Origin of the sequence: Bradyrhizobium shewense, from assembly GCF_900094605.1 — a bacterium.
GTDB lineage: Bacteria > Pseudomonadota > Alphaproteobacteria > Rhizobiales > Xanthobacteraceae > Bradyrhizobium > Bradyrhizobium shewense.
On record NZ_FMAI01000044.1, the window covers coordinates 1 to 22,697 of the forward strand.

Annotated in this window: 19 protein-coding genes and 2 pseudogenes; 3 read left to right on the plus strand and 18 right to left on the minus strand. The window is 63.4% G+C overall.

What is annotated here, in order from left to right:
- A partial coding sequence (locus GA0061098_RS40045) for a transposase (RefSeq protein WP_129591072.1) occupies positions 1-270 on the minus strand: 270 nt, incomplete at its 3' end.
- A gap of 21 nt (positions 271-291) precedes the next feature.
- Positions 292-621, minus strand: coding sequence for an FAD-binding oxidoreductase (locus GA0061098_RS40050; RefSeq protein WP_091967111.1), 330 nt, complete (start codon positions 619-621; stop codon positions 292-294).
- Positions 622-730: 109 nt separating this feature from the next.
- Here GA0061098_RS40050 and GA0061098_RS40055 point away from each other — a divergent pair, with 109 nt between their 5' ends.
- Both GA0061098_RS40055 and GA0061098_RS40060 read left to right on the plus strand, forming a co-directional pair.
- The gene (locus tag GA0061098_RS40055) at positions 731-1,639 is read left to right on the plus strand and encodes a LysR substrate-binding domain-containing protein (RefSeq protein ID WP_091967113.1); all 909 of its coding nucleotides are present in this window, start codon (positions 731-733) and stop codon (positions 1,637-1,639) included.
- A gap of 141 nt (positions 1,640-1,780) precedes the next feature.
- Positions 1,781-3,088, plus strand: coding sequence for a COG3904 family protein (locus GA0061098_RS40060; protein WP_091967115.1), 1,308 nt, complete (start codon positions 1,781-1,783; stop codon positions 3,086-3,088).
- 49 nt (positions 3,089-3,137) lie between these two features.
- Here the strand turns inward: GA0061098_RS40060 and GA0061098_RS40065 are convergent.
- From GA0061098_RS40065 to GA0061098_RS40090, 6 genes and pseudogenes are all read right to left on the minus strand, one after another.
- Positions 3,138-3,302 (minus strand): annotated as a pseudogene (locus GA0061098_RS40065) (MmyB family transcriptional regulator); the annotation flags it as partial.
- A gap of 21 nt (positions 3,303-3,323) precedes the next feature.
- Positions 3,324-4,208, minus strand: coding sequence for an ABC transporter substrate-binding protein (locus tag GA0061098_RS40070; RefSeq protein WP_165637920.1), 885 nt, complete (start codon positions 4,206-4,208; stop codon positions 3,324-3,326).
- Positions 4,209-4,348: 140 nt separating this feature from the next.
- Positions 4,349-5,355: pseudogene (locus GA0061098_RS40075) on the minus strand (SphA family protein).
- A 115-nt stretch (positions 5,356-5,470) separates the two neighbouring features.
- Positions 5,471-8,023: an arylsulfatase gene (locus GA0061098_RS40080; protein ID WP_091967120.1), complete on the minus strand. Its 2,553-nt coding sequence runs from the start codon at positions 8,021-8,023 to the stop codon at positions 5,471-5,473.
- A 59-nt stretch (positions 8,024-8,082) separates the two neighbouring features.
- Positions 8,083-9,078 (minus strand): formylglycine-generating enzyme family protein, encoded by a 996-nt coding sequence (locus tag GA0061098_RS40085; RefSeq protein ID WP_245323915.1) that lies wholly within the window; start codon positions 9,076-9,078, stop codon positions 8,083-8,085.
- Positions 9,079-9,329: 251 nt separating this feature from the next.
- Complete coding sequence (locus tag GA0061098_RS40090) at positions 9,330-10,103, minus strand: helix-turn-helix transcriptional regulator (protein ID WP_091967123.1); 774 nt, start codon at positions 10,101-10,103, stop codon at positions 9,330-9,332.
- A gap of 110 nt (positions 10,104-10,213) precedes the next feature.
- Here GA0061098_RS40090 and GA0061098_RS40095 point away from each other — a divergent pair, with 110 nt between their 5' ends.
- Positions 10,214-11,293 carry a zinc-binding dehydrogenase gene (locus tag GA0061098_RS40095; protein ID WP_091967124.1) on the plus strand — a complete coding sequence of 360 codons (1,080 nt, stop codon included), beginning with the start codon at positions 10,214-10,216 and terminating at the stop codon, positions 11,291-11,293.
- 226 nt (positions 11,294-11,519) lie between these two features.
- Here GA0061098_RS40095 and GA0061098_RS40100 read toward each other — a convergent pair whose 3' ends face one another.
- The 10 genes from GA0061098_RS40100 to GA0061098_RS40145 all read right to left on the minus strand — a co-directional run bounded on the left by GA0061098_RS40100 (position 11,520) and on the right by GA0061098_RS40145 (position 22,625).
- On the minus strand, positions 11,520-12,161 hold the full coding sequence (locus tag GA0061098_RS40100) for a glutathione S-transferase family protein (RefSeq protein WP_091967125.1): 642 nt from the start codon (positions 12,159-12,161) through the stop codon (positions 11,520-11,522).
- Positions 12,162-12,257: 96 nt separating this feature from the next.
- Complete coding sequence (locus tag GA0061098_RS40105) at positions 12,258-12,962, minus strand: ABC transporter ATP-binding protein (protein WP_018320184.1); 705 nt, start codon at positions 12,960-12,962, stop codon at positions 12,258-12,260.
- Between the two features lie 7 nt (positions 12,963-12,969).
- Positions 12,970-14,250 carry a lipoprotein-releasing ABC transporter permease subunit gene (locus GA0061098_RS40110; protein WP_091967126.1) on the minus strand — a complete coding sequence of 427 codons (1,281 nt, stop codon included), beginning with the start codon at positions 14,248-14,250 and terminating at the stop codon, positions 12,970-12,972.
- Between the two features lie 90 nt (positions 14,251-14,340).
- On the minus strand, positions 14,341-15,660 hold the full coding sequence (proS, locus tag GA0061098_RS40115; RefSeq protein WP_091967127.1) for a proline--tRNA ligase: 1,320 nt from the start codon (positions 15,658-15,660) through the stop codon (positions 14,341-14,343).
- 144 nt (positions 15,661-15,804) lie between these two features.
- Positions 15,805-17,367, minus strand: coding sequence for a copper resistance CopC/CopD family protein (locus GA0061098_RS40120; protein WP_091967128.1), 1,563 nt, complete (start codon positions 17,365-17,367; stop codon positions 15,805-15,807).
- On the minus strand, positions 17,367-17,897 hold the full coding sequence (locus GA0061098_RS40125) for a YcnI family copper-binding membrane protein (RefSeq protein ID WP_091967129.1): 531 nt from the start codon (positions 17,895-17,897) through the stop codon (positions 17,367-17,369). Before GA0061098_RS40125 ends, GA0061098_RS40120 begins: the two co-directional genes overlap by 1 nt.
- Positions 17,898-17,926: 29 nt before the next feature.
- Complete coding sequence (locus GA0061098_RS40130; protein ID WP_091967130.1) at positions 17,927-18,463, minus strand: copper chaperone PCu(A)C; 537 nt, start codon at positions 18,461-18,463, stop codon at positions 17,927-17,929.
- Between the two features lie 27 nt (positions 18,464-18,490).
- Positions 18,491-18,988: a TlpA disulfide reductase family protein gene (locus tag GA0061098_RS40135; RefSeq protein WP_091967131.1), complete on the minus strand. Its 498-nt coding sequence runs from the start codon at positions 18,986-18,988 to the stop codon at positions 18,491-18,493.
- Positions 18,985-20,196, minus strand: coding sequence for a sialidase family protein (locus GA0061098_RS40140; protein WP_091967133.1), 1,212 nt, complete (start codon positions 20,194-20,196; stop codon positions 18,985-18,987). Before GA0061098_RS40140 ends, GA0061098_RS40135 begins: the two co-directional genes overlap by 4 nt.
- A 26-nt stretch (positions 20,197-20,222) precedes the next feature.
- Positions 20,223-22,625, minus strand: coding sequence for a TonB-dependent receptor family protein (locus GA0061098_RS40145; protein ID WP_245323917.1), 2,403 nt, complete (start codon positions 22,623-22,625; stop codon positions 20,223-20,225).
- Positions 22,626-22,697 lie beyond the last annotated feature (72 nt).

Genomic DNA, 22,697 nt, shown 5'->3' on the forward strand with positions numbered 1-22,697 from the left:
GCGCTTGAATGACAACCGGTCGCCCAGCGCCTCCTCCAGTTCGCGCTCCGAAAGACCGTAGAGCGACTGCAGCAGCACCGCGCGAAACAGCACAAGCACCGGATAGCCTGGACGACCGGGGCTCCCTTCATCCCGCAAATGGCCGATCAGCTTCTCGAAACGGTACCACTTGACCAGGCCAGCCAACCGATCCAGCGCCGCATTGGCGCCGGCGCCCTTCGGCATCAGCGCTTCCACAAAGCTCGGCTGTCCTGTCCGCTTCACCGCCATCGATACCTCCAAGGCTTTGCCCTAGGGAATCACAACTGGCGGATTACGCAACAGGCCCTTCATGGGAGAGAGGTCGATCATGATCCCGCCGTCGATGGTTGCGCGTCCTGCTACATTGTGGCCACCGCCGCGAACGGCGACCTCGAGGCCGAGCTTGGTCGCAAGAGCGACGGCGTCGACGACGTCGGCCACGCTGCGGCACCTGGCGATCAATGCCGGCCGCTTGTCGACCAGCCCGTTATGGACCTTTCGCGCTTCCTCATAGCCCTCGTCCGCCGGTTTGAGGAGTTGCCCTCCAAAGGAGGCGCCAAGATCGGCGGCAGCGCTGGCGACAGATGCGATGGACGACATGACCTGATCTCCTTAGCTTGACCCGCCATATCCTTGACCGCGCACTATCTCCGCGCAAATCCGAAGAATTCAGGTGACGATGAATTAGTTTCACCTAGACTGGGCGGGCATGCACAAGCTCCCGCCCCTGATCGAGCTTCGCGCTTTTGAAGCCGCCGCCCGCCATCTGAGCTTCAAGAAGGCAGCGGCAGAACTCGGCGTGACGCCAACAGCGATCAGCCATCAGATCGGGTTGCTCGAGCAATATTGCGGTCGCGCTCTGTTTCGCCGCAGACCACGGCCGCTCTCGCTGACCGATGCCGGAGCGCGGCTTTTCCCCGCCATACGCGGCGGGCTCGAGGTGTTTGCCGCGGCCATTGCGAGCGTCAAGCAGGAAGGCGCCCAACAGCCTCTCCGGGTGACGACAACCAACGCGTTCGCCAGCCGCTGGCTCGTGCCTCGCCTGCCCCTGTGGCGCAAGTTGCATCCCGACGTGCCGCTGGAGGTCATCGGCACTGACACGGTGCTCGACCTGCAGGCCGGAGACGGCGACGTCGCCATTCGCTACGCGACCAGCCGAGTAAGGCCGACAGACGGCATCGTCGAAGATCTCTTCACCGATACATTCTGGGCCGTCTGCAGTCCGCGCCTGCTTGCAGCGGGGCGCTTGATGCGACCGGTCGACCTCGCAAATCACGTCCTGATCCACTCCTACTGGTCACCGGCCGATCGTGAGCCGCCCACCTGGCAGCGATGGCTCGCCGCGGCTCAGCGCAGATGGCGTGACGTCCCCCCGTTCAAGGACATGCAGCATCTGAGTTTCCGCGAGGAATTGCACGCCATCGAGGCGGTGATCGCAGGACAAGGAATAGGAGTGTTCAGTGATGTGCTCACGGCACACGACCTCGCCGCCGGTACGCTCGTGAAGGCGTTCAAGTTGAGCTTGCCTGGCTACGGCTTCCATGTGGTCAGTAAGGCAGGCCATCCGCGCGCGAGAACCATCCGCGCCTTTTCGGAATGGTTACGGTCAAATCCTTGATCCGCGTCCCTGCGCATTCGAGATGTCCACTCCAGATCCCGGCGAAATAAACGTGACCCGTCATGCCACCGCAAGTTGTGATCACGCCGATCGTCGTATAGCGTCAGTCACGGTCCCTCACCATACGTAGTCGATCGCTTCATGCTCGCCCGAATATTGCTTCTGCTGGCCTTGCTGTCGCTTCCCGGCGCATTGCGTGCCGAAGCAGCGCCGGCCGAGAAACCCGGCTTTGCCTCCAGGCTGACGATCTATCTCGCCAAAGGCGCGCCCGACGCGTGCGGGCCGGGCTGCGACCGCTGGATCGCGATCGAGGGCCAGATCGATCAGGACGCAGCGTCCCGCATTCGCCGCTTCCTCGCCGGCGTCAAGGACCTGCAGCGCCCGATCTACCTTCATTCGCCCGGTGGAAACGTTGAGCAGTCCTATGTGATCGCCCGGCTGCTACGCAGCCGCAAGGCGATCGCCCGGGTTGGCCGGACGATCGCGACGGCGTGCACCGCGGGCACGCAGATCGACGCCGCATGCCTGAAGATCAAGAATGCGACCGGCGAGGTCGGGGCCGAACTCAGCACCTATCATGCGATGTGCAACTCGGCCTGCGGTTACCTGTTTCTCGGAGCGACCTCTCGCGAGGTTGCTCCCGACGCCGCGCTGGCGGTCCATAACTCCAGGCTCATCCTCCGGTTTCGAGGCAATCCCCCTCCGGAAGTGGTCGCCGAAGCGCGGCGGCGCCGGATCGCCGGCGCCGACCGCGACCGCGCCGCGTTCATTGCGGCGATGGGAATCAGCCGCGAGCTCGATGCACTGATCAGCACCGTGAAGTTTGAAAGCCTGCACGTGCTGACGCGGCCCGAGCTCTACCGGTTCGGAATCGACACGCGACCGCTGGCCGAGACGATGTGGCGGCTGGAAAAAGGAGCGCGACCGTTCATCAGCAAGATCGCCGCGGTGAAGAAGGAGAGCGACGCCTCGTTCCGGACCATGGAATGGCGCCTGTATTGCGAAAACAAGAAGCGCGTGCCGCTGATGTTCGCGGGTGAGATCGACGCATCGACCGCCGGCAAGAAAACGATCCTGATCGCGGCCAGCGCCGACATGAGCAAGGAAGCCGGAGGGCCTCCGGTGCGGTTCGGGAAGTACGAGGTCTGGAACGGCGCCGTCGACCCCGACATGGTCAAGGCAGTGCTGGCCTCGCACTCCCTGCAGGTGCGGGAAACCACGCCGGAACCAGAGGGAAAGGCTGACGTCACAAGCTTCAAGATCGACACGACCGGTTTGGCGTCGGTGTGGACGCAGCTCGGGACGTCGTGCACCTCGGTGGCGACAGGCCCGGCAAAGGCTTGGCCAGCGAATTCTCTGCGGCCGACACCCTGGACGGACAGTCCATGGACAGTCGGCGGTACCCTGCCGAACGTCAGCGCAACGCCTGCGGCCACGCCCGCGCCGTAGTGCGCAGGCTTGCAAATCAGTCTTCAAGAGCTGAAGCCTGCCCCCTCCCTCAGCCCTCGACCGGCGTGTAGATCACGAGCTTCAGCGCGGGATCGTCGTTGGCCTGGAAGCTGGTGTGCTCGAACCGGAGCACGCCCCTGGTCGGGTGGTTCATGGTCTTGAGGCCCGAGGCGGTGCTGCGGATGTCGTGGGCTTCCCACCATTTGACGAATTCTGCGAGCGCAGCGACCGCGCTTCATTCGATCACCTCATCGGCGCGAGCAAGCAGCGCCGGCGATGGCTCGATCTCGAGTTGCTTCGCGGCTTTGAGGTTGATCACGAGTTCATAGCGCGTTGCGGCCTGAACTGGCAGATCGGCAGGTTTCTCGCCCTTCAGCACCCGATCTACATATGACGCCGCTTGTTCGTACAGCCGGACGCTGTCAACGCCATAGGAGGCGAGCCCCCCTCTCACGGTGTTGTCACGCAACCCATAAATCATCGGCAGCCGATGTTCAGCAGCAAGCTTCACGATCAGGTTGCGATACCGGCCCATGATTGAACCCGGCAGCTGGATCGCGCCCGTTCCCGGGATGTAGTGTGCGCTTTCAAAGAACTGCTTGATGTCGGTCTCGTCACTCACCGCGCTGATGGATACCTGCAGGCCGGCCGCAGATGCCGCTTGCGCCACCGTTGGAAGGAGGGTTCTCGACGCGGGCACGGTAGGGTCGTACATCACAGCGACCACCTTCACATCCGGCTTAAGCGCGCGAAGCAGTTCCAACCACTTTCCTGCCAATGAAGTCTCGAACATCATGAAGCCCGTGATATTGCCGCCGGGATGCGCAAGCTCCGCCACCAGTCCGTCGACGACGGGATCGATCGTCTCCGCAAATACGATCGGAATCACGCGCGTGACGCGTTGCAAGGCCCGCGCGACCTCACCATTGCCGGCGAGCAATGCGTCGGGATCGGCGTCGACGAGCTCGCGCGCGTAGCTGTCGAGCAATTCGCGGTTGCCCGCAGTCCAGCGGTAGTCGATCCGGACGTTGCGGCCTTCGTTCCAGCCGAGCCTGCCGAATGCGCCCAGGAAGGCCTTGATGCGGAGCTGCCCTTCCGCGCTGCTCTCGGGCAACTGCATCATGATTCCCAAGTGCCGCATGCGACTGGCGCTCACCGCTATGAGCGGCCAGGTACATGCCGCGCAGGATGCGGTTGCGATAAAGAGGCGTCGATGTATCTGCACGTCTGGCATCGCCGCACTTCTCGATCACCCCTCTGTTATTTCCGCACGGTCGGTTTGGCGGATGCTGTGCTCGGACTAGGCGAGATCGCGAACGTTAGCCAGGTGTTCCAGCCCTCGGGCCTGTTCTGTGCAGCGAATTCCCAGTACCCCTTCAGGTTCACGTAGCCCTGCAAGCCATCCCCGAGTGGGATGATGTAGCCGATCTGAGGGCCCACATCCGCGACGCGAGACCGGAAGCCGCCGAGCGAAGCTGGCGCGCCGAAGTCGTCCGTCACCTGCTGGAAGTAGTAGCGGACCAAGCCAAGCTGGAGTGTTTGGTGAAGAAGTGCGACGTCCCCCAGTCGAGATGGAAGTCCATCCCATTCTGATACTGGCTGGCGGTGTTCTTGAAATTGTAAGTCAGCCCAGCAAGCCACGAGAATTCGTTGCCGGTCTGTGGGTTGAAGTAGGTGTAGCCGCCGCCGACGTCGATTACGCCATGTCCGATCCCCAGATTGGCGATCCTGTTCGGATCGTAGGCCCCGACCGGCACATCCCCTTGGCCGTAGACCATCAGATTGCTGGTCCCCATGTTCCACTTCAACGCGACTTGCGGGACGATGTCGCCGAAGCCGGTGAACTCCTGGGTCCGGCTCAATGCGATGGTGTTGCCCAACGGGCCGGTCAGCGACAAGGCTGCTGACGCCTCGTTCCTGCCAGCGACGCCGAGCACAGTAACGGAGGCCTGCGCTCCCAGCACGGGCGTGGCAAAAACGTAAGTCGGACCGAACAGCGCGAGATCGGCCCTGCCGCTGATGCCGACATCCAGCCTGCCGCCGCGTGGAAACTGTGTCCCCGGCGCTGCGGCAACGTCGGTGTGGTAGTAGATCGTGGCCCAGGCCCAGCCTGGCGTACCTGGCGCGGCGGCGAGGCTGCCGAACGTGCCGGGCAGCCAGAAACTGATGCCGCCCTCGCCGGCGGAAGCCGACTCCAAATTGACAAGCAGCGCCAGTGCACTCAGGCATGTGAGCGAAAGGATCTTTTCCCGCTTGGCAGTTTTCATCTTTGTCCCCTGCGTAGGTGTGATGTCCTGCTAGGCTAGCCTCCCTGTTTTGCAGACCCGCGATGCTTGCCGCCGGGGCCCGCCGCGGCGGCCGCTACTTCAGCGCTAGCAGGCCTCAAGCGCGCTTCATCGCCCGCGCGGCCTCCTTCTCCAGATCCAGATAGACCTCGGGGCTCACATCCACTGCAACACCGAGGATCGTGCCGCCCTTGAACGTGCCGGGCGTCTTGTACTCCTGGCTCACCGCATCTCCGCTGTCCCGCCCGATGCAGAGGCCATCACCCGACAGCGTGAACTTACCGGACTGCACGCGCATGTCGCCTTGCGCAACAGCCTTGTCGTTGACGTACAGCGTCGTCTTGCCGAGCGATTCGCCCTTGGGACCGGCCTTGTCGCGGATGAACTCCATGCCGAGCGTATACTTGCCCGGCTTGAGTTCGTCCGACACAAGCCTCTGCTCCGGCTTTATGCCGAGGAAATTGTAGACGTAGTTCAGCTTGCGATCTTTCAGGAACAGCGAATGGCCGCCGAAGCGCGAGCCGTGGGCGAAAATGACACCGGAAGCATCGGGGTCCGTGATCTCGACATCGGCGATGATCTTGTATGAACGACCGCGGATGTTGACCGCGACTCCTTCGGGCACCGCCGAGGTTCCGGGATAGTAGACGTAGCGCAGGCGCGGCTTCTCTTCGCTCGGCCGCTCCGCTCCGAGGATCTCCGCGGGGCTTCGATCGTCGAGCGGCAGCACGAAGTTCTTGTCCGCCTCTTCGAACCAGGTCTTGACCAGCGCCTTGAGCTTGTCGGGCTCCTGCTTGGACAAGTCAGTCGATTCGGAGCGGTCGGCATCGACGTGAAAGAGCTCCCACTGGTCCTGCTCGAACTTTCCATGGCCGTAGTAGGTCACGTGCAGGGCCGATGCCTTCCAACCGTCCTCCCAAATCCCGCGCGTGCCGAACATTGCGTAGTACTGCCGCCTCTTCTGCGTCGGGGCGTCGTTGCTCTCGAACGAGTAGCGCATGGACACGCCCGACAATGGGTACTGCTCGACACCACGATAGACCTTGGGCATCTGCAGCCCGCAGCAATCGAGAATGGTCGGCACGATGTCGGTTGAGTGATGGTACTGGTTGCGCACCTCGCCTCTCGCCTTGATGCCCTTCGGCCATGAGACGACAAGCGGACAGCACGTACCGCCGGCAAATTGGGAATAGCGTTTGAACATCTGGAAGGGCGTCGAGAACGCCACGGCCCAGCCGGTCGGGAAATGGTTGTAGGTCTCCGGGCTGCCGAGGACCTCGAGATATTTCATGTTCTCCGACAATTCGTCGGGATAGTTGTTGAACAGCTTGTTCTCGTTGACGGAACCGCTGGGGCTGCCTTCACCCGATGTGCCGTTGTCGGCGCAATAGAACACGATCGTGTTCTCGAGCTGCTTGCTCTGCTCCAGGTAGTCGACGATGCGGCCAATTTGCGCATCGGTGTACTCCGAGAAGCCGGCCCAGACCTCGGCCATGTGCGAGAACAGTTTCCTCTCGTCCGCATTGAGCGAAGCCCACGGCCGTACCGCGTCATTGGGTTCGGCCACCTCCTTGGGCATCGGATTGATCGGAGTGAGCTTGGTATCCTTGGGCAACAGCCCCTTGGCGATCATCCGCGGCAGCACCCATTCGCGATAGGCTTCATAGCCGTCATCGAACTTGCCCTTGTACTTGGCGATGTAGTCCTTCGGAGCATGGTGCGGGGCGTGGTTTGCGCCGGGACAGAACCACATGAACCAGGGCTTCGAAGGGTTGCTCGCCTTCTGATCGCGTATCATCTGCAAGGCTTGATCGGCCAGGTCCTTCGACAGGTGGTAGCCCACTTCCGGCTCGTAGGGCGGCTCGATGAACCTGTTGTCCTCGACGAGGTCCGGATACCACTGGTTGGTCTCGCCGCCGAGGAAGCCATAGTAGCGATCGAAGCCCTTGTTCAGCGGCCATTGCGCGCGCGTGGCACCGGGCGCGACATCGTTTTCCGGGACATTGTGGTTCTTGCCGATCCAGAACGTGCTCCAGCCGGCATCCTGCAAAACCTGACCAATGGTCGCGCATTCGTCGGGAATGCGGCCGTTGGCGCCAGGGAAACCCTGCGCAGTTTCAGTGATCGTCGAGCATCCATTGAGATGATGATTGCGCCCGGTCAGGAACGTCGAGCGCGTAGGCGAACAAAGCGCCGTCGTGTGCCACTGCGAGTACATCAAGCCGTTATCGGCAAGCTTCTGCAGCGTCGGCATGTTGATGGCGCCGCCGAACGGTGACCAGGAGGCAAGCCCGGTGTCGTCATAGAGGATGACGAGAATGTTCGGTGCGCCTTCGGACGCCCGTACCGGCGTGAAGGGATCCCAGTCCGGCTTCGACTCGCGAATATCAAGCTTGATGGTGCCTTTAAAGGGCTTCCTGAGTGGTGGCGGACCGCCGACACCGACGCCTGTGGTCGTCGTTCCCTGCGCGACTGCCGTGGGCACAGAACCCGGTTGCGAACCCGCGAGGGTCGCCGCGCCGAGGGCGGTCGTGCCGAGCAACACGTTGCGGCGGGAGAACGCCAGCCGTGCGTCCTTGCTGCCTTGAGTGTCGTCAGGTTGCGTTGGAGCGTGGCCTTTCGCGATCTTGTCGGAGTTGTCGTTGCCCATTGTGTCCTCTCCTTTCGCAAATAACCTTAGTGCTCGCGATCCGTCTTAAATTGTACTTGTCAGTGCACCTCCGCTCCGCCTTGATCGCCTCGACGCCTCAGCACGCAACGAAAGCCGACATGGCTCGTCGAGGTGTCAATGGGTTCGGCATGACGCGCAGCCGGTCGATAGCGGCGGCAGTAGTTGGCAGCGCAGAGGTGCGAACCGCCCTTGAGGACCTTGCGGGGAATCCGGATATCCGGCTGGCAAGGGTCGAAGCTCGCCCCTTCGGGGCCGCCGCGCGGGTTCTTCGGGATGCAGCACGCTTTGGGAGCATCGGCCGTGTGCTGCGCGGCCCACCAATCGGCCGTCCACTCCCACACGTTGCCGATCATGTCGTGCAGGCCGTAGCCGTTCGGCGGAAACGCCGTCACCGGCGACGTGCGTGCAAAGCCATCCTCGCAGCGGTTCTCGCGCGGGAACTCGCCCTGCCAGATGTTCGCCATGTGCTTCCCGCCGGGGCTCAGTTCGTCCCCCCAGGCGAATTCAGCGCCGTCGAGGCCGCCGCGGGCGGCGAACTCCCACTCGGCCTCCGTCGGCAACTCCTTGCCCGCCCAGTGCGCGTAGGCCTCTGCGTCCCGATAGGCGATGTGCACGACTGGATGATCGTCGAGCCCCTTGATGTTGCTCTTCGGCCCGTAGGGATGTCGCCAAGTTGCTCCCTTCGTGAATTGCCACCATTGGCTCCAGTCGCGCAGTTCGGCGACGCGTGACGGCGGCGTAAACACCAACGATCCGGCGTAGAGCATGTGCTTCAGCGCGCCCGGATAGTCCTTGGGATCCGGCTGGTCCTCGGCGAAGGTAACGTAGCCGGTCGCCCGCACGAACTCCTTGAACTGGCGATTGGTGACCGGCGTGCGATCGATGCAGAAACTATCGACACTCACTCCGTGGGCGGGCGCTTCCTCCGGATAGTGGCTATTGGATCCCATCGCGAAGCCCCCGCCCGGAACGAAGACCATTCCAGAGGCATCGCGCTTATGGTCATTCCAATTGATAACGTCCTGCAGCGACATCAGGGGAGTCCCCCCGTAGCGCACTTGCAGAGCCATGATCGTTAGACGGCGACCGGCTCGCCTGGCCACGGTCGTTGCTCTGAAGTCGAGCAAAGCGCGGGATAGACCGTTGATCTATATCAACGCCGTGACTTGTTCCTATCTGGAACCGCTTCCGCACTGGAACCAACTGTCAGTCTGACCTGTCCACTTTGTGCCAGGAGCCATCCCGCACCAACTGATCGTAAGATGCACGTCCGACCGCCGCCACCCTACACCGGCGTGTAGATCACGAGCTTCAGCGCGGGATCGTCGTTGGCCTGGAAGCTGGTGTGCTCGAACCGGAGCACGCCCCTGGTCGGATGGTTCATGGTCTTGAGGCCCGAGGCGGTGTTGCGGATGTCGTGGGCTTCCCACCATTTGACGAATTCCGGACTGCCCTGGCGCAGCCGCGTCAGCAGCTCCGTGAAAGCGGGATCGCCGGCCCAGACGTCGTGATTGGCGCGGAACATCGCGACCATGCTCCTGGCGACGTCGGTCCAGCTCGCGCCGTAGAATTTTCGCGTCTGCTTGTTGGTCATCACCAGCAGCAGCGTATTGCGATCCTGCTCGGGCAACTGACCGAAGGCAAAGACCTCCTCGGCCGCCGCGTTCCACGCCAGCACATCCCAGCGGCGCCCGGTGATATAGGCCGGCTGCGGCAGGCTCTCGATCATCCGCCGAACGGGCGGCGGCACGATCTCGCGCGTGAACGCCCCCCTGGCGCCGTCGCGCGCCAGCGCCTTCAAATGCGCGTGCTCGGTCTTGCTGAGGCGCAGCGCGCGGGCCAGCGCATCGACGGTGGTCACCGACGGGCTGACGGTGCGGCCCTGCTCGAGGCGGATGTACCAGTCGACGCCGATGCCGGCGAGCTGCGCGACCTCCTCGCGGCGCAGCCCCGCGGTGCGTCGGCGCCGGCCGACCGGAAGGCCAACCGCCTTCGGCGACAGCTTTTCGCGGCGAGACCTCAGGAAGTCGCCGAATTCAACGCGGCGCGGATCGGCCATGATGTCGCTCCCGCATGGAGGGTCTTTGGAATACTAGGATAATACCAGGCCTTCTTGGCCCCTCCAAGGCGGCGCATATGGGATTCACCGCGACTTTGAGGTGAACATCCATGAAAGCTGCCGTACTTAAATCCTTCGGTTCTCCGCTGGCGATCGAGACCGTCTCCGATCCGGTGCTCGGCACCGGCGAGGTGATCGTCGACATCGTCGCAACCCGCGTGCTGTCCTATATGAACGAGGTCTTCAGCGGGGAGCGCAACTATGCGCTCGATCTCCCGATCATCCCGGGACCCGGCGGCATCGGCCGGGTGCGCGCCATCGGCCCGGATGCCACCAAGCTCAGCGTTGGCGACTGGGTGTTCTGCGACCCGACGGTGCGCTCGCGCGACGACACCGTTGCGCCCGATATCGCACTGCAAGGGCTCACCGCTGCCGGGCCCGGCGGCATGCGGCTGCAACAGCATTTTCGCCACGGCTCCTTTGCCGAGCAAATGAGGGTGCCGACCGAGAACGTCAAAACTCTCGGCGCGATCACGCCGAAGGAAGCCACACAATGGTGCGCGCTGGGCACGCTGCTGGTGCCTTACGGCGGCTTCCTCGCTGCGAACCTTAGAGCAGGCGAGACCGTGCTGGTGAGCGGGGCCACCGGCAATTTCGGCAGCGCCGCCGTCTCGGTCGCGCTGGCGATGGGCGCGGCTTGCGTGGTCACGCCCGGTCGCAACGAGAAAATCCTCGCCGACCTCGTCCGCCGCTTCGGCAGCCGCGTGCAACCAGTCAAGCTTACGGGCAATGAAGATCACGACCGCGAGGCGATGAAGCGCGCTGCGCCCGGCCCGATCGATTGCGTGCTCGACATCATGCCACCCTCCGTGAGCACCGCCGTCGTGCGTGCGGCGATCATGACGGTGCGTCCCTATGGACGCGTCGTGCTGATGGGCGGCGTCGGCATGGCCGGCGGCGCGGGCCTCGAGCTTCCCTACCCCTGGATCATGCGCAACTGCATCAGCATCCACGGCGTCTGGATGTACCCGCCGGATGCCGCGAGCCGTCTGATCGCGCTGGTGCGCGCGGGGCTGCTCAGGCTGGATGAATACGAGACGACGGCCTTCGACCTCGACCACGCCAACGAGGCGGTCGCGCACGCCGCGGCCAATGGCGGACCCTTCAAATTGACCGTGGTCCGGCCTTGAGCCCTAAAGCGCGGTGCGATGAGGATGAATCGTCATCGCGCTTTAGGTTGTTGTTTAAGCATGATCTTTTCGGAAAACCGCTGCGCACTTTTCCGGATCATGCTTTAGGGGCGCGGCGGAGCGCCGTCGCCGATTTTTTTCGTCAGTCCGGCCATGCACTTGGCTACTGTGCATGGGGTTGTTTTCGCATTTTTGTTAGGGTCGTGAGCCGCCCCTCAAGCGAGCACTACAATCCCGGTGATCTCGCCGCCCAGGCCTTGGTGGCCTGGCAGCTTTCCATCGCTCGGACGTAGGCAGGGCGTGCCGTCGTGCGGGCGAGATAGTCCCGCTCGGTAGAACCGGGGACATAGTTGCCGGTTCGCAGGCCGAGCAGGAGGGCGTAGCTCACCGAGATATCGGCGGCCGTGAATCGGTCGCCGGCGAGATAGGGGCAATCCGCGAGGCGGCGGATAACCAACCCCAGCCGGCTCTCGAAGGTCTGGAGTGCCCAGCGGGTAACCCGGGCATCTCGCTCGGCTTCGGGCGCCAGTTGGCGACCGACAATGACGGCGTTCATCGGCCCGGCGAGCCCGGCCTCGCCCAAGTGGAGAAATTGCAGATAGGAAGCGAAGGCGGGATCGCCCGGGGCGACGGCTAGCGAACCAGAGCCGTGACGGGCGAGCAGATACTCGAGAATCGCGATCGATTCGACCATGATCGTCTCGCCGTCCTGCAGTGCCGGAATGAAGCCGGCGGGGTTGATCGCGAGGAAATCGCGATCAATCTCGGCTGCGAGCAGATCGACCGGGTGCAGCCGGTAGGCCAATCTCAATTCCTCGAGTAGCCAGACAACACGGAAGCCGCGACCTTCGCCATAGACGGTGAACATGGTTGAGCGTTCCTGATTGGGCTCGATGTACTAGCTCGCAGAGGTAAGCCAGACGCGCAACGGGCTATCGACAGCGCAGCTTGCGCTCACGGCTTGTTACTCGAGCTCGACCACCTGGCCGTTCGACAGCGACACCCGCCGGTCCATCCGGCCGGCGAGCTCCATGTTGTGGGTCGCGATCAGCATCGAGACCTTGGTCGCCTTGACCAGCTGCATCAGCGCCTGGAAGACGTGATCCGCCGTGTGCGGATCGAGGTTGCCGGTCGGCTCGTCCGCAAACAGCACCCGCGGCGCGTTGGCAACCGCGCGCGCGATCGCGACGCGCTGCTGCTCGCCGCCGGACAGCTCGGCCGGGCGATGGGTGATGCGGTCGCCGAGGCCGAGATAGCCCAAAATCTCCTTGGCGCGCTTGACGCTCTCGGACTTCTTCAGGCCGCGGATCATCTGCGGCATCATGACGTTCTCGAGCGCCGAGAACTCCGGCAATAGCCGGTGCGACTGGTAGACGAAGCCGATATCGGTGCGGCGGAGCTGCGTGCGCTCGATGTCGGGCAGCTGCGAGGTCGGCGCACCCGAGACATAGACCTCGCCGGAATCGGGCGCTTCCAATAGCCCCGCGATGTGCAGCAGCGTCGATTTGCCCGAGCCCGACGGCGCCACCAGCGCCACCGACTGTCCGGCCCACAGCGCGAGCTTGGCGCCGTCCAGGATCGTCAGCGGCACCTCGCCCTGCAAGTACTGCCGCTTTATCTCGTGGAGATAAATGACCGGTACGTCTTCCGCCCCCTGCTGCTGCTCCATCAACCCCTCACTCGTACCGCAGCGCTTCGACGGGATCGAGGCGCGCGGCGCGCCACGACGGATACAGCGTCGCCAGGAACGACAGCGTCAGCGCCATGATGACGACGGCCGTGGTCTCGCCGACGTCGATCTCGGCGGGCAGTTTCGACAGGAAATAGAGTTCTGGCGAGAACAGCTCGGTGCTGGTCAGCCATGACAGGAATTGCCGGATGGATTCGATGTTGAGGCAGATCACGAGGCCGACGACAAAGCCGACCAGAGTGCCGACCACGCCGATTGAGGCGCCCGTGATCAGGAAGATGCGCATGATCGAGCCCTGCGAGGCCCCCATCGTGCGCAGGATCGCGATGTCGCTCCCCTTGTCCTTCACCAGCATGATCAGGCCGGAAACGATGTTCAGTGCCGCCACCAGCACGATCATGGTCAGGATCAGGAACATCACGTTGCGCTCGACCTGGAGCGCGTTGAAGAAGGTCGAATTGCGCTGCCGCCAATCCACCAGGAACACCGGCCTGCCCGCAGCCTCCGTCACGGCCTGGCGGAAGGCGACGATCTGATCGGGGTTGGTGGTGAACACCTCGATCGAGGTGACGTCGTTGCTGCGATTGAAATAGGCCTGCGCTTCCGCGAGCGGCATGAACACGAAGCCGAGATCGTATTCGGACATGCCGATCTCGAACACGGCGACGATCTTGTACGGCTTGATGCGCGGCGTCGTGCCCATCGGCGTGACCGCGCCCTTCGGCGCCACCAGGGTGATGCTGTCGCCGGCATGCAGCGACAGCTGGTCGGCGAGGCGCCGGCCGATTGCGACGCCCTGCCCGTCGTCAAAACCCTCGAGCGAGCCCTGCTTGATGTTCTTGGCGATCGAGGTGAGGTTGTTGAGGTCGTCGGAGCGAATGCCGCGCACCAGCACGCCCGAGGCGTTCCACGGCGAGGATGCCAGCGCCTGGCCGTCCACCACGGGCGCGGCAAGCCGGATGCCTTTGATCTGGCTGAGGCGGTCGGCGACGTCCTTCCAGTCGGTCAGCGGCGATTCCAGCGGCTGCACCAGGATGTGCCCGTTCAGCCCCAGGATCTTGTCGAGCAGCTCTTTGCGGAAGCCGTTCATCACGGCCATGACGATGATCAGCGTCGCCACACCCAGCATGATGCCGAGGAAGGAGAACCCGGCGATGACCGAGATGAATCCCTCCTTGCGGCGCGCCCGCAAATAGCGCGCCGACAGCATCCACTCGAATGGCGCAAAAGGCGCGGTTTGCACGGTTTCGGTCATGGTCTCATCCATCGCTCGATAATCCCATGATTCGGGGTCAATTGTGGCCGGATTGGCGGCCGCGATATCGGGCGATGAACAATATTCAGCCGACCAGGCTTATCAGCCCACAAGTCTTGCGACCGCGTCCGCAGGCGACATGGTCTCGCGGGAGCCGTCGGCTCGCCGCTTGATCTCGACCTTGCCGTCAGCGAGCCCCTTCGGCCCGATCATGATCTGCCAGGGGATACCGATCAGGTCGGCTGCGGCGAATTTGGCGCCGGCGCGCTGGTCGGTGTCGTCATAGAGCACGTCGACGCCCTTGGCCGTGAGCTCGGCATAAAGCTTCTCGCAGGCCGCATCGACGGCCGCATCGCCCTGCTTGAGGTTGAGAATCGACACGCGGAACGGCGCGACCGCCTCCGGCCATTTGATGCCGGCATCGTCATGGCAGGCTTCGATGATGGCGCCGAGCAGGCGCGAGACGCCGACGCCGTAGGAACCGCCATGGATCGGCACGTCGAAGCCGTCGGGGCCCGCCACCAGGGCCTTCATCGCGTCCGAATATTTGGTGCCGAAATAGAAGATCTGCCCAACCTCGATGCCGCGGGTGTTCACCCGCTTGTCCGCGGGCACTTCCTGCTCGAACCGCGCAGCGTCGTGGACGTCTTCCGTGGCGGCGTAGACCGAGGTCCATTGCTTGATGATCGGCGTCAGGTCGCTGTTGTAGTCGACGTCCTCGCCCGGCACCGGCAGGTCCAGCACGTCGCGATTGATGAAGACGCCGGATTCGCCGGTTTCGGCAAGCACGATGAACTCGTGGCTGAGGTCGCCGCCAATCGGGCCGGTCTCCGCGCGCATCGGGATCGCCTTCAGCCCCATCCGCGCAAAGGTCCGCAAATACGCGACGAACATCTTGTTGTAGGCGACGCGTGCGGCGGTTTCGTTGAGATCGAAGGAATAGGCGTCCTTCATCAGGAACTCGCGGCCGCGCATCACGCCGAAACGCGGACGCTGCTCGTCGCGGAATTTCCATTGGATATGATAGAGATTCAGCGGGAGGTTCTTGTAGGACTTCACATAGGCGCGGAAGATCTCGGTGATCATTTCCTCGTTGGTCGGCCCGTACAAGAGCTCGCGCTTGTGGCGGTCGGCGATGCGTAGCATCTCCGGACCATAGGCGTCGTAGCGGCCGCTCTCGCGCCAGAGGTCGGCAAGCTGGAGCGTCGGCATCAACAGTTCCAGCGCGCCCGAGCGGTCCTGCTCCTCGCGCACGATCTGCTCGATCTTCTTCAGCACGCGGAAGCCAAGCGGCAGCCAGGCGTAGATACCGGCGGCCTCCTGCCGGATCATGCCGGCGCGCAGCATCAGCCGATGCGAGACGATCTCCGCCTCTTTCGGATTTTCCTTCAGGATGGGCAGAAAGAACCGCGACAACCGCATGGTAATACTCTGGGAATCAGTGATGGGTTGCAGTGAAACCGGATTGAGAGCGAAAACACAAGACCGGGAATGAGGAAAAGCCGCTAACGCAACGGAATTCCTGTCATTTTTCCGTCGGACTTCAGGTTCAGCCTGAGCTGCGTCTCACGGCGGCGTAACGTCGAGTTCATCTTCGAGCGTGATCTGCTCGAAGTCGGTCACCAGCGCGTCGATCCGCACGTGCCAGCGGCCGGCAAAGGGCAGCTCGACCTTGCGCACATGCCAATAACCATCGGGCCCGAGCGAGGCCCTTCGCTCCATCGGCTCGATGCCGCGCTCGGGCAGGCTCAGGGTCAACGTCGCCTCCTTGGCCGCCAGCGGCGTCCCCTCGCCGGTCATAAGCTGGAGCACGACATCATTGGTCCCCGCCTTGCCTGGCGAGACCAGGACCTGGAACATCGCCTTGTCGCTGTGGATGTGGATCGCCAAAGACGTCTCCGGCACGATCGTCCGCGGCGGCGGCGTGAAGCGCCAGCCGGCGACCACCGCCAGGATGGCGAGAGCAATCGTGCTTTCCAGCAGGATCGAGCGTTTGAGCGCGGGCGTCCCTGTCTCGTTCCGCGCCAGAGCCGGAGTCAGCCGGAACCGATTGAGCGCGGCCAGCGCCAGCAATCCCGTGACCAGAACTAGCTTGACCGAGAGGATCAGCCCGTAGCGGGTCTCGACCAGCGCTCCAGGCTTTTCGAGCTGCACGATCGCGAGTGCGAGGCCGGTCAAGGCCAATACGCCGACTGCGAGCGCAGCAATGCGGGAAAAGCGGTTCACGATCGGGAGCGTCGCAATCGTCGGCTTCGACACCAGCGCCACGAGCGGCGCGAGAGCACCGATCCAAATGGTGACACCGAGGCCGTGGAGAAAGATTGCAGGCCGCGTCAGCGCCTCCGGCGGTGCCGTTGCGGCGTGCCCGGTCATGGCGAGCGACAGACCTACGCCGACCAACGCCATGATCGCAAGAGCACGCGCGTACCACGCACTGCGTAGCGCCATCAACGCGAGTAGCATCGCAAGCACGGCAACCAGCAGCGCAGGGCCGGCGCTGGTCGCGAGCGCGACTTTCCAGGGAGCAGCGGTCGCAAGGGCTGCCAGTGGCAACCCGAGGAGATCGAGGCCCAACGCGCCGACGGACGCCACCGCGCTTGGGATGCCGATGGCGAGCGCCATGCGCGGCACGGCCATGCCGGTCATCGACCACGCAACCCAGCGCGCGAAGAACACGCCGCCGACGCCGATGAACAGCCCAACGTACAAGCCGACGCGCGCCAGCCAGATCAGCGCGTTCAACCCGCCGTCCACGGCGGCGGCAGGCTTCGTCGCGGTCGGCATGCCAATCGAGAAGATCACCGATCCGGTGACAGGATGGCCGTCCTGCGAGATCACGCGATAGCTGACGACCGCGGTGCCCTCAGGCAGATCCACCGGCATCACGACCGAAATGGTTTCGCCCGATGCACTGACGCGCGCATCATCCCGCGCCCTGCCCGCACCATCGATCAGCCGGATCGCGCCCGGCGTTACCGCCTCGTTGAAGCGCAGCTCCACCGCCTTGGGCGCGGTCGCGAGCATGCTGCCGCTCGCCGGCTCGACCGAGACCAGCGCCGCATGCGCCGACGCACCGCTTGCGAAGCCGGCAACGAGGAGCAGCGTCGCAAGCGCGGCGAACAGGCGCATCACGGTTTTGGCAACAGTTTCACGCCCGGCGCCGGCGATTTGCCCTCGGACTTGCCCTCATGTGAGTGCCCTGCCCCCGCCGCCGGAATGTCGATCCAGCGGCTGACGCCGGCCTCGCATTCCTGAACGACAGGGAAGTACAGCACTGTGTTCGGCTTCAGGCTGTCGGTCAGGAAGGTGCTGAGGACGAACTCGTCATAGTTCTTGTCCGGCAGCTTGCCGCCGGACCACGCCACCTCCTTGACACCGGAGGAGAGCTTGTTGCCGTGATAGTCGTATTCCCCGGCATATTTGCCCTCGACGACATCGATGGTCCAGCCGGCCTTCGGCATCGGCTTCACCGCGATGACCCCTTCCGGAATCTGCACCCGGATTTTCACCGTCGGCGAGCCTGCGCAGCCATGCGGCACGGTGAAGACGGCCTTGTAGGACGTGCCGACCGTGGCTTGCTTGGTCTCGAGCGACACGTGCGCCGCCGCCGGCGAGGCGGCGAGCGCGGCAACCAGGATCAGGCAGGATTGCTTCGACATGTTCGGCCTCCCGAGAGTCCAGATCACTCTCATTTCATCTTCATTCCCGAGTGATCCGGCATTTTCTTCATGTCCATATGACCTGAATGCCCGGCATCGCCAGGCGCCTGCGCGCCGACGCTCTGGACGTCGAGGGACACCGCGACCTTGCCGGCCTTCTCGAATTGCAACGTCACCGGTACCTTGTCGCCCTGCTTGAACGCGCCCTTCAGCTCCTGGAGCATCAAATGATTGCCGCCGGGCGCGAGCTTCACCGTCTTGCCGGGATCGATGGCGAGCCCCTTGTCGAGCGGGCGCATCTTCATCACGCCATTGTCCATCGCCATCTCGTGGATCTCGGCCTTCCCCGCGATATCGGCGGACACGCTGACCAGTCTATCGGCCGCCGTGCCCTTGTTCTCGATGGTAAGATAGCCGCCGGCGACCTTGGCGCCGCCCGGCGTCGCTCGGCTCCAGGCCTGCGAGACGACGAGATCGCCGGCCTTGACGTCGTCGGCGACCGCCGGTGCTGCGGAGATCGCGAGAGCGAACGCCGCCAGCAGCACGTTTTTCGAGATTGTCTTCATGTCGGTATTCCCTTTGCAGACTGAACTTCAGTGTTTGGAGCGTTGTTGCGCTGACCATTTTTCGAGATCGGCAATTTCAGCCGAGCCTTCGATCGTCGTGATGGCTCCTTCCCGGGAGATCAGCATTGTCCTGGGGATGTCGCCCTGCCAGGCCGGATCGATCTCGAACCGCAAGCGCTCGACAAAGCCGTCGTTGAAGATGAAATTTTCGGTCGACGCCAGACCCGCCTTGTCGAGCATCGATTGCGTGGCGGCCGGCAAGTTCGGCACGAGATCGGCGCTGACCGTGACGACGTCGACGTCAGGATGATCCTTGGCAAACTGCCCGAGCAGCGGCAGCTCGACCTTGCAGGGGCCACAGGTCACACCCCAGAAATGCACGAGCACCGGACGGCCGGCGTGCCCCCTAAGAACGCTTTGCCAAGTGCCGCGTTCGAATGGCTTCAGAGCTGGAGATGCGCCGAGCGCAGCCGCCGATGCGATCAGAACGACAAGACTCGCAATGCCTGCAAATCGAAATCTCATGGTTGGTCCTCGATAGCCGTGAGCCGATAGCCATCCGCCTTCGTCATCCACGACAGGTAGGTCTGCTTGCCGTTGGAGACCAGCAAAGGGTGATCGGACGTGTCGGTCGTGCTCGATATCGTCTTCGGCGGCGACCACGTCTCGCCATCGTCGCGGGAGATCGTCATCTGGACCGAGGTCTTTTCGCCATCGAACTCCTTCCAGACCATCACCGTTCCCGCCGCGCCCGCGAGCACGAAGGGGCGCGTCGGATTGCGATCCGGCCGCCCCAACGCCATCGGCGAAGAGAACGTGCGGCCTTCGTCGCGCGAGTGGGCGTAGAACAATCCCTTCCGCGCCTTCCCGTTGGTGTACCAGGCGACGTGATAGGTTCCGTTCGGGGCAACGGTGAGGCTCGGCCCGTGGTGCGGACAGGCGTTGATCCGCCAGTCGTCGTTGCTGACCCGGCGGACTTCGCCTGGCGTCGCGACGTCCGTGAAGGTCATCACCGCGTGGTCGCGCACGCCGCCCTCAAAAATGTTCCTGAAGATCACGACCGGCCGCCCGGACGCAGCGAATGCCAGCCCCAACCGGCAGCATTCGCAGGTGCCCTCACGCGCCAGCTTCGCTTCTGCGTAGGTGGTGCCGCCGTCGCTGGACGACGTGAAGAACAGCCCGGCTCCCTCGTACTTCTGTCCCGCTTCCTTCGCAAAAATGCGATTGCGCTTGTCCAGCCACGCCGCAAAGACTGTTCCATCCTGATCGAGCGCCAGCGCCTCGAAACGTTGGCTCTCGTTGCTGGCGGTGATCGGCTTCAGCTCCGCGAAGCTTTTCCCGCCATCGGTCGAGCGCGTATAGAGCACCTGACCGTTGAACGCCTCGTCCCTGAAGGTCGAGAACGCGAGCGCGATGCCGCCCTTGCGGTCGACCACGATCTTCGGCCGCGCATCCGGCCCCCAATCGAGATTCAGCCGTTTCGTCGTGACCTGGGTGGGCGTCGAGAAACTTCGGCCAGCATCCTGCGAACTTGCGACCGAGACCTGCCCTCCCGCCATCCAGACCAGCCACAGCGTGCCGTCCGGACCGAAGGCGGGCGTCGCCTTGGTCGCACAGCGCAGCGTCGGCTCCTCGCACGCGGCCTCGGACACGTGCGGGGCACGCATCTGCCCCTGCGCGGCGCTTTGCAGGCAGACGCAGGCGACGATCCCAAGCAAGCCAGTTCGGATCATGGCCCTATTCCCTTCGAGAGCCCGGATCATTTGAAGGCCACCTTCATACCCACAACGAACAGGCGTGGCGAGCCCGCATAGATCGACCCCGGTGCCGTGCTCGCGAGCGTGGTCCCAGGAATTTGCAGGCCGGCCGCCGTCACCGTGTTTGCGATGTTGTTTGCCGACGCAACATAAGTGCGATCGAATACGTTCCTGACTTCGAGAAATAGATTGAGTGACCTGAAGGTGTCGGACAGCAGGCCGGTCTTGTAGTGGACGTTCACATTGACCAGCTCGTAGCCCGGCGCTTTCAGCAGATTCGCGTTGTCCATGTAGAAAGAGTCCTTCCACTGGACCTCGACGAAGCCCCCGAGGCCTGCCAGCGGCCCGGCGAACTCGTCATAGCCAATGCGAGCCGTCAGCTCGTTGGGCGAGATACCGGGAATTTTGTTGCCGGCACGGTTGAAGCTAAACACGGCGCCATTGGTGATGTTCTCGACATACTCGGTGTAGACCTCGTCGAGATAGGTGTAGGCGACCATGAACCGCCAGCCCGGATAGAATTTCCAATCGGCGGCAAGCTCGATGCCCCGATGCTCCGATCGCGGCGCGTTGAACGAATAGTTTACACCCGGGACCGACGTCGCCTGGTTGACGATCTCGTTACGGAAGAACTCGTAAAAGCCAGTTGCGCTGAGCTTGAGCGCGCTATTCGGCGTCCAATCGAAACCGAGATCGTAGCCAAGATTCTTCTGGGCTTGGAGCTGCGTATTGTTGCCCGACAATCCCGTCTGAGCGACAAAGAGATTCGAGACCTGCGGAGTGCCATACCCCGTGGCAACGCGTGCCCGGAACAGCCATTCGTTATTGAGATTGTAGAGCAGCGCCAACTCTGGTGCAGTATTTTGAAACTGCCGGTCCGCGGTCGTCGGCGTTGTCGTGGTGATGCCAGTTGGACCTGCATACGAATAGGCCGTATTGGTGCCCTTGAGCAAGGTTGTCTCCCAACCGATACCCGCAACGGCCGTTAGCGACGACGTAAGCTTGAGCTCTTCCCTGGCACGAACACCATAGTTGGTGGTCTCGCTGTAGAGATTGCTCGACAGCCTGCCGAGCGTCGCGTTACCTCCCGGCATCACGTTTCGCGTATCGCTCGATGCCGTAAGGGTGTTGTAGAAGGCGCCGAAGAACGCGGTGGACTCCAGGCCGAGAATCTCTCCGCGCTTGGTGAGATCACTCATGTAGTTGTAGGACGGGAAGTCGCCGATCGAGCTGGTGGAGCCAGTTGGCTGACTGATGTTCCGGTCGTCGAACACGAACTGGTTGCGCCAGGTCGTGGTGTTGTCGAAATCGTGCTCCCATCGGCCCCCGACGATGGTGCGGCGGTCGTTGCGGCCGAGCCCGGCCTGCACGGCCGTCTCCGTATCGGTTCCGGCGGTCGCGTTGAAGCCATTGTTGAACAGCCTGACCGTACCGCATCCGGGCGCGGCCGTGGCACCGGTCGCGCAACCCTGCTGGAAGGGATTTTGATAGTATTGGTTCAGCGTGGAGCGAAGCGGCAGCCGCGCGCTGAGATCGTTGTTGATGATCTTGACCGTGAAGCGGTCGTCCGGCGTCGCCTTGAGCGTGCCGAGGAAGTTGACGGTCTGCGTGTTGAACCAGTTGTTGCCGATATAGCCGTCGCCTCGGGTGTCGCTTGCGAACAGCGAGCCCTCGAAATTCCCGACCTTCTTGCCGGCCGCCACGTAATTGTTGAGGTAGCCATAGCTGCCGCCGTCGACACCGTATTCGACGCCGTCGATCGTGCCGCCCGGCCGTGTGCGAAAATTGAGCGCGCCGCCGGTCGCGTAATTGCCGTAGAGCGCCGACGAGGGGCCGCGGATCACGTCGATCGCACCATAGGCGTGGGGGTCGATCAGGTCGCTGCGTGACAGGCCGTCCGGCTGCGTCACGGGGAAACCGTCGTCGAAGATCACGAGATTGCGGATGCCGAAACCGTTCCGGGCGTTGGATCCGCGAATCGAGATGCCGAAATCGCGCGGACCATTACCCTGCTTGATCGAAATGCCCGGACTATCCCGCAAGACGTCGCTGACCGAAAACGACGGGCGGTTTTCGAACTGGCTGCGATCGATGGTCGTCGCGGTCTGGCCGGCCGGCGCCTGATTGAGACCGGCCCGCACTGCGCCGGCGGACATCGTGTTGTTCTGCCCCTGGGCGCCATCGGTCGCGATCGGCGCGACCGGCCTCGCTGCGCGCGTCGCCGAAGCGGAACGCAGCCGCGCTGGCCGGGTGATTGGTTTGGGACGGGACGTCTTAGGCGCCTCGACCGTCACTGCGGGAATCGCTTCCGGGGCAGCCTGGGCAAGCGCGTCTGAACCGATCGGGGACACCAGCCCGAAAAGCACGGGCAAGCCCGCACTTCCGATCGCACGAATGCGTAACATCTTTTGAATTCCTGACATCCGGCGCCTCGGCCGGTCCATTGAGCACGCCATCGGCGGCAACGGCGCGCGCCA